Origin of the sequence: Hymenobacter crusticola (assembly GCF_002154225.1) — a bacterium.
Classification (GTDB): domain Bacteria; phylum Bacteroidota; class Bacteroidia; order Cytophagales; family Hymenobacteraceae; genus Hymenobacter; species Hymenobacter crusticola.
The window spans coordinates 145,601-159,431 of the sequence record NZ_MTSE01000010.1; the positions used below are offsets into that span (position 1 = coordinate 145,601).

General features: G+C 56.0%; 9 protein-coding genes. 5 read left to right on the forward strand and 4 right to left on the reverse strand.

Annotation, left to right across the window (positions count from 1 at the left end; translation table 11 throughout):
• Positions 1-85: 85 nt before the first annotated feature.
• Complete coding sequence (locus BXP70_RS18340) at positions 86-1,927, forward strand: ABC transporter ATP-binding protein (protein ID WP_086595572.1); 1,842 nt, start codon at positions 86-88, stop codon at positions 1,925-1,927.
• A gap of 289 nt (positions 1,928-2,216) precedes the next feature.
• Positions 2,217-2,717: a hypothetical protein gene (locus BXP70_RS18345; protein ID WP_086595573.1), complete on the forward strand. Its 501-nt coding sequence runs from the start codon at positions 2,217-2,219 to the stop codon at positions 2,715-2,717.
• Between the two features lie 97 nt (positions 2,718-2,814).
• Here BXP70_RS18345 and BXP70_RS18350 read toward each other — a convergent pair whose 3' ends face one another.
• Complete coding sequence (locus tag BXP70_RS18350; protein ID WP_245849676.1) at positions 2,815-4,917, reverse strand: alpha/beta hydrolase domain-containing protein; 2,103 nt, start codon at positions 4,915-4,917, stop codon at positions 2,815-2,817.
• A 194-nt stretch (positions 4,918-5,111) separates the two neighbouring features.
• Here BXP70_RS18350 and BXP70_RS18355 point away from each other — a divergent pair, with 194 nt between their 5' ends.
• Positions 5,112-6,011 (forward strand): DUF2911 domain-containing protein, encoded by a 900-nt coding sequence (locus BXP70_RS18355; RefSeq protein WP_086595574.1) that lies wholly within the window; start codon positions 5,112-5,114, stop codon positions 6,009-6,011.
• Between the two features lie 80 nt (positions 6,012-6,091).
• Here the strand turns inward: BXP70_RS18355 and BXP70_RS18360 are convergent, their stop codons facing one another.
• From BXP70_RS18360 to BXP70_RS18370, 3 genes are all read right to left on the reverse strand, one after another.
• Positions 6,092-7,774, reverse strand: a complete 1,683-nt coding sequence (locus tag BXP70_RS18360) for a sodium:solute symporter (RefSeq protein WP_086595575.1) — start codon at positions 7,772-7,774, stop codon at positions 6,092-6,094.
• A 188-nt stretch (positions 7,775-7,962) separates the two neighbouring features.
• A complete protein-coding gene (locus BXP70_RS18365) occupies positions 7,963-8,661 on the reverse strand; it encodes a phosphatase PAP2 family protein (RefSeq protein WP_086595576.1) in 699 nt (232 codons plus the stop codon).
• 4 nt (positions 8,662-8,665) lie between these two features.
• Positions 8,666-11,221, reverse strand: a complete 2,556-nt coding sequence (locus tag BXP70_RS18370; protein ID WP_086595577.1) for a PIG-L family deacetylase — start codon at positions 11,219-11,221, stop codon at positions 8,666-8,668.
• 439 nt (positions 11,222-11,660) lie between these two features.
• On the opposite strand from BXP70_RS18370, the gene BXP70_RS18375 reads away from it, so the two are divergent.
• Both BXP70_RS18375 and BXP70_RS18380 read left to right on the forward strand, forming a co-directional pair.
• Complete coding sequence (locus BXP70_RS18375; protein ID WP_086595578.1) at positions 11,661-12,056, forward strand: hypothetical protein; 396 nt, start codon at positions 11,661-11,663, stop codon at positions 12,054-12,056.
• A gap of 136 nt (positions 12,057-12,192) precedes the next feature.
• Positions 12,193-13,824, forward strand: a complete 1,632-nt coding sequence (locus tag BXP70_RS18380; RefSeq protein WP_245849677.1) for a S8 family peptidase — start codon at positions 12,193-12,195, stop codon at positions 13,822-13,824.
• Positions 13,825-13,831: the final 7 nt, after the last annotated feature.

Below are 13,831 nucleotides of genomic sequence, written 5' to 3' on the forward strand. Positions count from 1 at the left end.
CCTAGATCCATAGCTAGTATGTGCTTACTGCTTTGTCACCTGCTTCTACCTCAGCGCTGTCTTCTAAGCTCTAATTTCTATACAAATGGCTAGAAGTGGATTGAACACCAGCGGCGAGCTAGGTAGCGAAGCGCCAAAGGTGAAACTGAACAAAGAATCGTTCCGGCGCGGCCTGCGGATTTTTCGCTACGTGCTGCCCTACCGGGGCACGTTCAGCGTGGGCATGGTGCTGCTGGTGCTTAGTAGCCTCAGTACCATGTCGTTTCCTTGGATAGCGGGCAAGCTGGTGAACGTGGCCACCGGTGAGCCGTTGGTGCTGCCGGGAGGCCTAGCCCTCGACATCAACCGCGTGGCAATCGGGCTGTTTGTGGTGACGGTTCTGCAGGGTATTTTTTCCTTTGGGCGCATTTGGTTTTTCACTCAGGTGAGCGAATTCACGGTGCGTGACATTCGGCAGGCTCTGTACGCCAAGTTCATGCAGCTGCCTATTCCCTTCTTCGAGCAAAACCGGGTGGGCGCCATCACGTCGCGCATTACCTCCGACGTAGGCCAGATTCAGGACTCATTTTCACTGACCTTGGCAGAGCTATTTCGGCAGGTATTTACGCTGGTGGGCGGCATTGCCTTTATCATGGTTGTGTCGTGGAAGCTGTCGTTGTTTATGCTGCTTACTTTCCCACCGATCGTGTTGGCGGCGGGGCTATTTGGTCGTAAAATCCGCACCCTAGCGCGCACCGTGCAGCAGGAGCTAGCTCACACTAATACTATCGTTGAGGAGACCCTGCAAGCTATTACGTCGGTGAAGGCCTTCACCAATGAGCAGTTTGAGATTGGGCGCTATAACTCTTCCTTGGGCAAGGTGGTGCGGGCCGCTTTGCAAAGCAATTTGTACCGGGGCGGTTTTGTGTCGTTCGTGATTATTGGTTTGTTTGGCGGCATTATTCTGGTACTCTGGCGCGGCGCTACGCTGGTACACACGCCCGTCACCGATCCTAACCACCTACAAATCGGCGACCTGACGGCCTTTATTATCTACACGGCCTTTATTGGTGCTTCGGTAGCTGGCTTGGGCGAACTGTACGGCAAAGTGCAGAGTACCCTAGGTGCTTCCGAGCGTATTCTGGAGATACTAGACGAAGAAGGCGAGCCAACGTACCAGCAAGCGGATGCGGCTCAGTTGCAAATACACGGCGATATTCGCTACGAACACGTGGTGTTCAGCTACCCAACTCGCCCCGATGTGCCGGTGCTACAAGACATTGACTTTTGCATTGCAGCGGGCGAGAAAATCGCTCTTGTAGGCCCCAGCGGCGCAGGCAAAAGTACCATTGCCGGCCTGCTGATGCAGTTCTACCCGCTCAGCGGGGGGCATATTCTAGTCGATGGCCGCGACGTACGCCAGTACGATCTTACGGCGCTACGACGTCATATTGGTATCGTGCCGCAGGAAACGCTGCTGTTTGGTGGCACCATTCGCGAAAACATCGCCTACGGCAAAACCGACGCGACTGACGCGGAAATCCAGGCGGCCGCTCGCAAAGCCAACGCGTGGCAGTTTATTCAAAGCTTCCCTGAAGGCTTCGATACCATAGTGGGTGAGCGAGGCATTAAGCTTTCGGGCGGTCAGCGCCAGCGCATTGCCATTGCCCGCGCCATCCTGAAAAATCCTGCCATCCTCATCCTCGACGAAGCTACTTCTTCCCTCGACTCGGAGTCGGAAAAGCTGGTGCAAGGAGCCATGGACGAGCTAATGAAGGACCGCACCAGCATTATCATTGCCCACCGCCTCAGCACTATCCGCAAGGTGGATAAGATCCTGGTGATTGACGGCGGCCGCATTGTGGAGCAAGGCACCCACGAGGAGCTCGCCGACAATGAGAACGGGCTTTACGCGAATCTACTGAAGCTACAGTTTGAGTTGACCTAGGTTTTTCAAACCACCATACAAAAAGAAAGGCGGAGCAATGCTTCGCCTTTCTTTTTGTATAGTAACACAGTTCTATTTTTTAGCTGACTCTTAGGTAAAGAAGCTTTTGCATGAATACGGTGTTCACTACCTGAGCCTAATTGTTAATCAACCGAATTAACATATTCTTGTCAAGACGCTAACTAGGCGCAAGCTAAAGTATCTTTGCGCGCAGCACTGAGCAAACTCAGCCCTAAACCTAGCCCTATTGCCTAGCTTCCCGCTTCCCATCGAAGCTCGCCACGTTACCATGACTGCCGATGAATATGTGGCCGTCAACTACCAACTCTGGGGGCAGCAGCCGCGCACTCGCCGTGTTACGTGGCTCCTGTACGTGTCCATTCTGCTGCTGACCATTAGTTTTGGGCTAGGTATCTGGCAATGGGTGCGCCACCCAACAACAGAAGTTTTCTGGGGCTTCTTGCCAGCTTGGGGCATAGCGTTGGTGTATGCGTGGTGGCGGCAGTGGCGCGTGAAGCGGGAGCTACGAAAGGGCTACGCCACGAATACGGCGCTCCAGCAACCAATTAGTTATCAGTTCAACGCCGATAGCATAACCAGCCGGAGCACAGCCGGCGAGTTTCTAATTCACTGGAAGAAGCTACGTTATGCCGTGCACATCGGCGATTGGCTTCTGCTCTACCCTCAGCAAATGGCGTGTTACTACGTAGACCTGCGGCGCCTAGTCGCGCCGGCTACACCAGCAGCTCTGGAAGAGTTGCTGGACGAAAAAGAGGTGGCCGTGTATTAAGAGCTCATTGAACGTTATTTCTCCCATTGGTCGAAGTGATGTTCAATAGGACAGACACAGGCACTAAGCATCCGTGTAGCAGCAAACCTGCCGCCGCCTACCGCAACACGGAGCTAGCTTCCGCAGCCTGGATGTACTTTTGCGCGTCTTCTGCTAACAGAAATCGTTGCTGCACAAGCTCTTTAGTTGCCTTTGTCACGGCTGCTACATAGCCGGCATGTGTACGGTAGCGCTCTTGCACCGACCGCCGCGGGTCATGGGTAGCGGCGCGGTCGGCAGGCGTTAAGGGAAAAGGCAAATATTGACCGGCAGCTTCGCAGCCCTCGTTTTCCCCGAAGCTCGCCCGGCGCAAAGCCCAGCCGGTGGTTGTGGCCAAGGGTGCTGCCACAATCGGCAGACGGATGCCCGCTACTTCGTTGCCATCCGCATCTACTTTCGATACAAAGCTGGGGTACACCGGCCGGCCCGTTACGGTGGGCGGGTACTTCGTGATAAGGCCTTGGCTTAGCCCAGGACCAAAATCCAGCGCGTAGCGCGTGCTGATGAGGCCCGTGTACGTTACGCCAGGGATGGATGGCCACCCTAGGTCTGCCGCTGGTACGCTGCCCGTCAGGGAGCCGGGTTGCGCCACGGCCAGCGCGGCCGTGCCCTCCGAGCGCCTAGGTACCTGGCTCTTAGGTGGTGCGCTGCCTTGAGTCACCCACCGATCGAGGGCAACAAACAAAGCACGCAAAGCGGGCTCCGCATTGGTTGGGTTCTGGCCCTGCTGGCACACACCGCGGTTATTGGCGTCGCCGGTACCGTGCTGGGCGCCGGAAATCAGGAAGAACCGCACATTTGCCGGATCGGGCAAATCATTGCCTTGCAAATCAGTGTGTAAGAGTGACGCAGCCTTTACCCAATACTCATTAGCAGAGTTTATCTCAAACACTTTGGGGCAGGTACCCGCCGCTGCGCAACGAGCGGAACGCCCGGCGGTTTGGCCCGTCAGCGGATCGGTGAGCACCGGGTAAGCGAAGGGAAACAGCGCTTCCGGGTAAAGGTGATTCTGCCGGTTGCGCTCGGTGCGGGACGGCTGAGCAAACCGGAAGTTGAGCCCGATGCCACTGCCACCGCCTAGCCAGTTTTCCATGCCATCTAGCACGCGACGGCCCTGCTCATCGGTATTAAAACCTAGGGTCTGAAAATCGTTCAGGTAGCGGGCGGGCTGCGAAAGGGCGTAGGAAAAGGTATAGCGTACGTCACTGGCGAGCGGGTTTGGATTGCCAAAATCATCGCCCTTGGCGTAACGCAGAAACGCGACAAAGTCGCGGGTAGCGGCAAAACCTAGGCCTGCCACCACGGGGTTCTTGGCCGTGTACGCCAGCTCATAAATGGCACTCTGCTGGAAGGCCGTGCCGGCAGGCAGCAGCCGGATGGTGCGTTCACTCGCGTACTCCCAACCGCTAGCTGGCACCGGCGTGGGTGCATCATTAAGCCGCTGGCGGACGGTGAGCGTGGCCCGCGCTGGGTCCAGCGTGGCGGCTGGATAAGCGAGGTTGAACGTCTGCGTCGTGGTGTTTTCGAAGCTGATGTATTCGTACGCGGGCCCGGTAATCGGCGAGCCATCCGGATGGTGGGCAACAGGCACACTGATGGTCAAGTTATTATTGCCCGCCGCAGCCGACGTGTCCCAGCCGTTCCAGGCTAGGGTGTAGCCTTGGTTCATCAGAAATCCTTCGCCCGCCTGCGCCGCCGTGCTAGGGTCGTTGCCGCCGCTGCTGTTGTTGAGGCCCCCAAAGAGCTTCGAGCCCCGGTTATTCACTTCCAAAAACAGCTTATGATTGCCCTGGCGCAGGTTGAGCGGCTTGAGCAGGTAGATATCCATCGAGTACTCCACCATGCCGCGGGCATTGCGCGGCGCCAATGCCAGATCCGTGATAAGGGCATTTTGCGGCAAGCTAGGGTCTACTTCCCCGTAGGCCTTGCCTCGCAATTTTTCGTATGCGCCCACCTTCCCGAAAGCCTTTCCCTCAAACGTGGGCGACTGCACGCTGGTAATTTCGATGCGCACAATGCGCGCCTGCGCGGCCGCTACCGTGAGCACGGAAGTTAGCAGGGCAACGATTATTTGCCTTAGCCACTTCCCCTTCGCTATTGCTGCTTTCAACTGGTGGCGAACTGAGCAGCAACGGGTTGCCGACGCGTTTTGCAGATTCATTGGGTGTGCTTTGTTCTCGCTACAAGGATAGTTGAACGGCGCGTAAGTAACGCAGACTTTGTGGCCTGTGCGTGGGAATGATGCAATGCGAACGGCAAAGTCCGCGCTACTTGAGATTCGTGGCAAACAAAAAGCCTACGCCCGCTGCGGTTTTGCTAATTTTAGGTCGCTAATCAACTAATTCACCCCTTTTCATGACCACTTTGTCTATTTCTCCCCGCGCCGGGTTTGCGGCTCTTGCCCTCACCGGCATGCTCCTAGCTGGTCGCGCCGAAGCGCAGATTACCACCCCACAACCTAGCCCCAAAAGCACCGTTACGCAGCGCGTTGGTCTCACCGACATCACCATCACCTATTCGCGGCCTAGCCTGAAAGGGCGCACTGCTTTCGGAGTAGCATCTCCTCTCGCTCCACTTGGCAAGCGCTGGCGCACGGGCGCCAACGCCACCACCACCATCAAGTTCTCCGACGAAGTAATCATGGAGGGCAAGAAAATTCCGGCCGGCGAGTATGGCCTCTACAGCATTCCGAACAAGGACGCATGGGCCATGGTACTGAACAAGAACACGAAGCTAGGAGCCAACGTCGATGGCTTCAAGGACGAGGACAACGTGGCTACCTTCACGGCCAAAACCTACAAGCTGCCCAGCAAGGTGGAGACGTTCACAATGAACTTCAGCGACCTGACGCCGGCCACCGCCAACGTAGATATGCAGTGGGAAAACACTGGCGCTAAATTCCGCATCACCACGGAAGTAGACGCCAAGGTGATGGCCCAAATCAACGAGAAAGTGGTGAACGGTGGTGCCGCCGTGACGCCCGATAACTACGCTGCCGCCGCCGTTTATTACTACGACAACAACAAAGATCTGAAACAGGCTCTTACCTGGATTCAGAAGGCCAACGAGAAAGACCCCAAGTTCTGGAACGTGCAGACGGAAGCGAAGATCCGCCTCAAGATGAAGGATTACAAAGGCGCCATCACGGCCGCTGAGCAGTCGAAAAAGCTAGCTACCGAAGCGAAAAACAACGACTACGTAAAAATGAACGACGACCTGATTGCCGAAGCTAAGAAAGGCACGGCCGGTAAGTAAGACTCATTTACCTAGCATTGAAAAGCCCCGGCGTTCTGCAACGCCGGGGCTTTTTTGTAGCGTGAGCTTTGTAGTCTGCGCTACAGGCGGGCTAGCTTCTGCCCTATTGCCGCGAATAGCATCACCAGAAAGCAGCCAATAATGTTGTACCAGAGGTAAGCAATATCGGTTTGCCAGAACAGCAACAACACCAGCACTTGCCCAAGCACAGCGGCCCAAAACACTGCCCTGCCTTTGATCAGTGGCATGAAGAAAGCCACTACAAAAATTCCCAGAATAGGTCCGTAAAACAACGACCCTAGAATGTTGACGGCCTGAATCAAGTTCTCTAGCTTCGCTGCAAACAACGCAAACCCAATACCTAGCACCCCCCACCCCGCCGTAGCCCAGCGCGACACCAGTACGTAGTGCTGCTGATCGGCGGCTGGGCGAGCTAGCCGGTACCAGTCGATGACGGTGGTGGAAGCGAGGGCATTGAGGCCAGCGGCTGAGCTGCTCATGGCCGCGCTGAGCACCACGGCAATCAGCAACCCAATGAAGCCGTGCGGCATGTAATCGAGCACGAAGGAAAGGAAGATGTAGTCTGTGTCTTTCGCTTCGGCCGTGGGCGCACCTTGCTTCAGGAGCGACTTCAAATCGGCACGTAAGCCCTGGGTGGCCGCATCCGTTACCTGCAAATGGGTTTGGGCCCTAGCTAACTGCCCGGCATCATTGGCATGCAATGCGTTGACCAACTCGGCGTTAGCCGCTTGCTTGGCAGCGGCAATGGTGGCTTGGCGTTGCTCCAATTGGCGAAGCGCCGGTGCGTACTGCGCATTGGTGGCTAGCTGTTCGCGTACTGGGCGGTTGAACGTAAGCGGCGGGGCATTGAACTGATAAAACACAAACAACAGCACGCCAATCAGCAGAATGCCGAATTGCATGGGCACCTTGACTAGCCCATTAAACAACAGGCCCAAACGACTTTCGCTGATGCTGCGGCCGGCTAGGTAGCGCTGCACTTGGCTTTGATCGGTACCGAAGTAAGATAGCGCCAGAAACAAGCCCCCCGTCATGCCCGACCAGAAATTGTAGCGGTCTTTGGGGTCGAAGTGGAAGTCGACGAGGTTGAGCTTGCCTTGATGACCGGCCACGCGCAACGCATCCCCGAACCCTACATTGGCAGGCAGATAATGCACTAGCAAGTAACCCGCCACCACCATGCCGGTGAAGATAACGGCGACCTGCCACTGCTGCGTAACCGCTACGGCGCGCGTGCCTCCCACTACGGTATAGCCAATCATAAGCCCGCCGATCAGCCACACGGTAAGGCTAGTATTCCACCCTAGGATGGCTGACAGCACCAGCGCCGGCGCGTACAGAGAGAGGCCGTTGCTAAGGCCCCGTTGGAGCAGAAATAAGCCAGCGGCCAAAGTGCGCGTGGGTCGGTCGAAGCGCGTTTCGAGGTATTCGTAGGCCGTAAATACGTGCAAGCGGTGGTAAATCGGGACGGCCACGGCGGCAATGAGAACCATCGCGAGGGGCAGGCCGAAGTAAAACTGAATGAAGCGCATGCCGTCGTCGTAGGCTTGGCCGGGCACACTCAGGAAGGTGATGGCGCTGGCCTGCGTAGCCACAATGCTCAGCCCGATGCCCCACCACTGCGCCTCCCGGTTGCCAAGCAGGTACGAGTTCAGGTCGCGGCTGCCGCGGGTGCGCCAGGTGCCGTAGCCCACAATGAAGAACAACGTCGCACCGAGGACCAGCCAGTCGAGCAGGCTCACGCGAAGTAGCGGGTTAGAAGCGTGAAGCCAACGATTTCGGCGGCTAAAGCGGCGAGTACCAAGAGGTACCATGCGCGCCAGCTTGTTAAGAGTGGTGGGTTGTCGGGGTGGTTCATAGGGTAGGAACTTACCTGCTAGCTTCTCATCTTCTAACAGTTTGGGAGGTTAAGCTAAACGGCGTCGTTTCTCTATTCGTCTGTTTTTGTCGGCTGATACCGGCGCAAGCGAAAGGGCGTGCGCGGCGTAATGAACGGCAGCCGGCTAAACAGCCAAGTGAGCACGCCCACCAGACCAACAGAAGCTAGCACATCGCCTAGGAAGTGTAGCTCCAGCACAAGCCGTCCCACGGTGATCAGCATGGGCAACACTAGCAGCGGCCACCGGTACCGCGGAAACTGCCAAGCCAACGGAAATAATAAGCTGAAGTAAAGCGTGGCGTGACTGGAGGGAAATGAATAGTCGCGGGTGGTAGCCTGCCAGAAGCCCGTGCCCGCCATGCCGTGCAGTAGAAAAGCATCGGGCCGTGGGCGCTGGAAGTAGATTTTGAGCAGATTGGTGGCAACTCCGCTGTTGAGTAGTACCAACCCGATCAGCAAAAACACGCCTGGGTTCGGAGCATGCAGCACAAAACGCCCCAACAGAAACAGTACGAACAGCGCCACAAAGCCAATGGGCACACCACCTAGGTCGGCGGAGTAAAACAACGTCATGTACACTTTATCCACGGCGTTGGTAAGCGCCTCGAAAAAGGGCTGTAGCTCGCGGGTGTACTCGTGCAGCCACAGAGCCAGCGGCTTATCCAGTACCCACAAAGCAATCGGGCACAGCACGCAGCAGCCTAGGATAAAGTATCGAAGTTCGCGCCGTTGCGGCACTGTCGTGTTCATGTAGTTACTTACCGAGCGAAATCATGTTGGTGAGCAACCGGTAGGCCCCAGGCACGCCCGCCGGCAACTCCCGGAAGAACGACAGCCCTGTGTAGATGTAGTGCCCTTTGCCGTAATCGGCCACGAGAATAGCGCTTTCCTTAGGCTTCTCGTTCGGGTCGTGGCTGCTGATGATGGTTTGATACTGCGCGTCCCATTGGCTCGGGTAATACAAGCCTTGCTCTTGCACCCAGCCCTGAAAATCCTTGTTGCTGATCTTGTTGGGCGCGTTCAGCAGGGGGTGTTGGGGCTTGAGAAATGTAACGTCGGCGTTTTCTACCGTCACGCGGTCGGTAGAAAGCATGAAGGGGTACGGCCCAATTTGCGGCATTACGGTGCCGCGGTTCACCACGTACTGCACCACGAGGTTGCCGCCATCCTTCACGTAGTCGAGTAGGGTGGGCTGGAGCACCTTCAGGCGGTCGAGCACGTTGTAGGCGCGCACGCCAAGCAGCACGGCATCAAAGCGCCGCAAATTTTCGGGCGTGATGTCAGTTTCCTTCAACAGCGTGACGGTATAGCCCACTTGGCGCAAGGCATCGGGCACTTCGTCGCCGGCGCCCATGAGGTAGCCGATTTGCTGACCTTTGCGCTTCAGGTCCACTTTCACGAGCGGCGCTACAGCTTCGGGGAAAAGCGTTTGGGTTGGAATGTGGTTGTACTCAATGGTCTGGATACCACGCGCATATTGTTGTCCATCCACGGTAACTACGGCGCGAAGCTGGCCCACGCTTTCTTGGTTGCCCGTTGGCTGCACCTGAAACTGAATGGTTCGCTCTTGGTCTTTCGAAGCTAGGTCGAAGCTAGCCGACGCGGGCTCTGATTTCCAGCCCGCCGGCAATGCTAAAGCTAGGGTGCCCCGCACGCCATCACGCCCCGCGCGCACGGTTACAGGAACGGTTTTCGGCTGGTTTTCGGAGAAGACGTAGGCTTTGCCGCCGATGTTTACCGCCACTGTTGGCACTACGGCCAGGGGTTGATACAGCTCGCCTTGGACGGGGTCAGTGTGCTTGTATTGAACGGGAACGGTAAAAAGAAGTGATGCTCCATTAATGGTGCAAGAGAAGAAGGCAGAAGCTACAGGAGCATTTTCGGGCGTACCACGTAGCTGCTCCTTCACCGTGCCTTGTGGATTAGGCTCCGTAAACTTGTACATTCCGACTGATCCTTCTTCACGAAGCCAATAGGGCTGTGAAACCAAAGAGTTGGTGAATGCACTGACTGTTAGCTTTCCGTTCACTCGTTTGTTTGGTACAAGTTCAGCAGCTTGCTTAGAATCTACTCGCGGAGCGTCTAACGTAACTGTTACCGGATCATTAGGAGAATAAACTTTGCTGATTGTAACCTTATCCAGTTTTGCTGTCAGCACAGACCGATTTACAATTTCGTAATCTATTGTGAGCTCTGAACCGGTTGCGATACTTGACTCATTTGCCACTGCTTCTGCGTAAATTCCTGAGCAAGCTTGTAGTAAAGCAGAAGTAGCGCTAATCTTCTCATCCAGCCAGAAAGCGTCCTTGTTACTCATCCGTAAGCGGAACAAGGACTCATATACCTTGGCTAACCCCGCCACACTAGCCGACGGATTGCTAGGGTCGTACTTCTTAATCACTTCATCAATCAGCTTCCCCACAGCTGCTCCGCCTTTCACGCGGTTCCACGTCATATCCACACCTTCAAACGGGTCTTTGGCCGCCTTCTCCCCTTTCACCGGCTGAAAATACTCCAGGGCTTCTCCCCGCGTAGCAGCCGATCCAAAACCTTGGCTTTTGTGATTGGAGCGACTAGTTGCCGCAATTTCGCCGTAGCTCTGACCTAGGAAGGCATTATAGCCGCCCGCATCCACGCTGATATAGCCAGCCATCGACTCGCCGGGTTTCACGAAGAAGCTGCCCGTGTTCCAGAGCAAGCGCTTAGGCTGCCAAGCTTGCACGTACTTCAGTTGCTCAGGGAAGCGCTTAGGGTCGCCAGCCGCATCAAAAGCCTCGGCAGCGAGGATAGCGGACGCCGTGTGGTGGCCGTGGCCAGCGCGGGCATCCGGTGGGAAGCGGGTAATGAGCACGTCGGGGCGGCGCTGGCGAATCACCCACACCATATCGGCGAGCACCTGCTCTTTGTCCCAAATGGTAAAGGTTTCTTCGGCCGTTTTAGAGAAGCCGAAATCGTTGGCGCGGGTGAAAAACTGCCGGCCACCATCGGTGCGGCGAGCCGCCAGCAACTCCTGCGTCCGGATGACACCTAGCTGCTCCCGGATTTCGGGCCCAATGAGGTTTTGTCCACCGTCGCCGCGGGTACATGCTAGGTAGCCAGTTTCGAGCAGACGGCCGTTAGCCATGTAGGCAATCAGGCGCGTGTTTTCGTCGTCGGGGTGAGCTGCGATGTAGAGCACTGAGCCCAGCACATTGAGTTTGCGCAGACCTAGGGCAATATCGGCAGAGGTGTAATGTTTAGGCGTTTGGGCGTGGGCTAGCAGCGGCAGCAACAGCAGAAGTACCGCGGCACGAAGATTAGAAAGACGCATTCGGACAGGAACAATAGAACGAGGTAAAGATACACGACGCGCCTAGAGGTTGCCGCACTCTTTCACTTTGTAGCATTTTACACAGCTAATAACTGCGCAACAGTCCTCTTGCAAGGTAGCTTTATGCCGTTATGCCTTTGCCCAAGTCCTTGCCTAGCTTTTGTTATCTTTGCCAAACGAAGTCCAATCGAGTCGGCTGTGCGGTAGTTAGTTCAGCTAACACTTTCGATACTAGAGCCATTAACTTAAATTATTTGCCCAGTACATCCGTTTTTAATGGTGTATGGTTGATAAGGCCCTACTTAACAGGTTATTCAACACAAGATCATCTACCTTATACCTAATTGCTAACTAAGTAGACCCCAGACTTAACAATATTTATCTATTCGCTACACATTTACATCCAACTAGTTAATATTTATATCCAGACCGCTGTCGTATGACTGATGCCGGCTTGCCTTCGTCGTCTTCCGTGCTCGAACAATTTGCGCAACGCATTGCTACTCGCGACGAAACGCCACCCATCTTGGTTACCCCCGAAGCCATTCAGGAGCGACTAGGCGCGGCACTCGGGGCACGCCTAGGCACCAAAGATCCGCGCCGCCGTCGCACGCTAGCGCGTATTGCTTATGCGCTCATGGCTGAACGCTGGCAGACCAACGTTCAACTGGGAGCTGCCGCAGGCCTTACGGCGCAAGCTGCTCAGCGCGTGGCCGATGCGCTCGTTCGGGAAGGCCTGCTGGAAGTATACCGCGACAAAAATACGCGGGTGCAATGTCTAAGTCGGGCCGGCGAAGATTGGCTGTTGCCTCACGCACAAGGTACGGCTGTGTAATGCGTCTTCCCCTCAAATTCAGCGTCTTTGGCCTAATCACTACTTTCTTTATTCGTCGTTGCACCCCTAGCTTCGGTTTTGTGTTGGGCAGCGTATACTTCGCTTTCTTGCTTGCATCTCACTAATGTCTTTTTCCTTGTCTTCTTCCCTCAAGCCTTTGCTACTGGCGCTATTGGTGCCGGCTGCTACTTTTGCCCAAACCCCAGCAGCGCCGCCCGCTCCTCCCACTCGTGCCGAAGCGCAAGCCCAACAGTGGTTTCACCTTGATGCACAAACCGATGGTGGCGTTGTGGGCGTGAGCACCAACCGTGCTTACCAAGAGCTACTAAAGAGCCGTAAGTCTACGCCTGTTATCGTGGCGGTGATTGATGGGGGTGTGGATACCGCCCACCAAGATCTGCGGCGCGTGCTGTGGAAGAACCCCAAAGAAATTGCGGGCAATGGGCAAGACGACGACCACAACGGCTTTATCGACGACGTGTACGGCTGGAATTTCCTAGGTGCCAAGGATGGCCGCAACGTCGACATCGACACCTACGAAGACACCCGCCTGATGGCCAAGCTGCAACCGTTGTACGAAGGCAAAACTCGTACGTCGGTGCCGGCAGCCAAACGCGACGAGTTTGACTTGTACACTCAGGTAAAGAAAACCTACCAGGAGAAGCTCACCGAGAGCACCCAACAAGCGCAGCAAATTGGCCAGCTCTATGAGCAAACCAGCGAAGTAGTAACGCAGGTGAAGAAGGCGCTAAATGTGTCCCGTCTCGATACGGCCACCTTGCACCACCCACCCACGACTAACCCGGCTTTGCTCGACGTCACCACGCAGCTTTACCGAGGCATCACTACGATGGGCTTTGCCGACGCCGAAACGGTAGTAGCCGAAATGCAAAAGGCCGCCGAGCACGGTAAAACCGGACTGGATTACTCGCTCAACCTCAAGTATAACCCGCGCGAAATTGTAGGTGACAACCCTGATAACACCAAGGACCACGCTTACGGCAACAAAGACGTGACCGGACCCGACCCCGAACACGGCACGCACGTGGCAGGCATTATCGGTGCCGACCGTACCAACAACCTAGGGGTGCAAGGCGTAGCCGACAACATTCGCATCATGGCGGTGCGGGCGGTGCCCAATGGCGACGAGCATGACAAGGACGTGGCCAATGCCATCCGATACGCCGTCGACAACGGTGCTCAGATTATCAATATGAGCTTCGGCAAGTACTACTCGCCCCAGCGCCCTGCCGTGGAAGAAGCTATCCGGTACGCGGGCAGCAAGGGCGTGCTGCTAGTGCACTCCGCCGGCAACGAAAACAAGGACCTCGATGTGGAAACGCAATATCCTTCGCCGCGCTTCCTGGATGGCAAAACCATTCCGAACATGATTACGGTAGGAGCCTCGGCCCGCCAAGACGATGAGAAGCTAGCTGCCGAATTCTCTAACTACGGCAAGCGCACTGTAGATGTGTTTGCGCCCGGCGTAAACATCTATTCGACGCTGCCCGGCAGCAAATACGGCAACGAAAGCGGCACCAGTATGGCCGGCCCCGTAGTGTCAGGAATTGCCGCGGTATTGAAGTCGTACTTTCCCAAGCTGACGCCCACTGATCTGAAGCGCATTATCCAGCAGTCGGCGGTGCCCTACCACACGCAGGTATTGAAGCCCGGCACGCAGACGAAAGTACCTTTCGATCAGCTCTCTAACACAGGCGGCGTGGTGAACCTGTACCGCGCCGTGGAAATAGCCCAACAGCAGCCCTAAGCGCTAC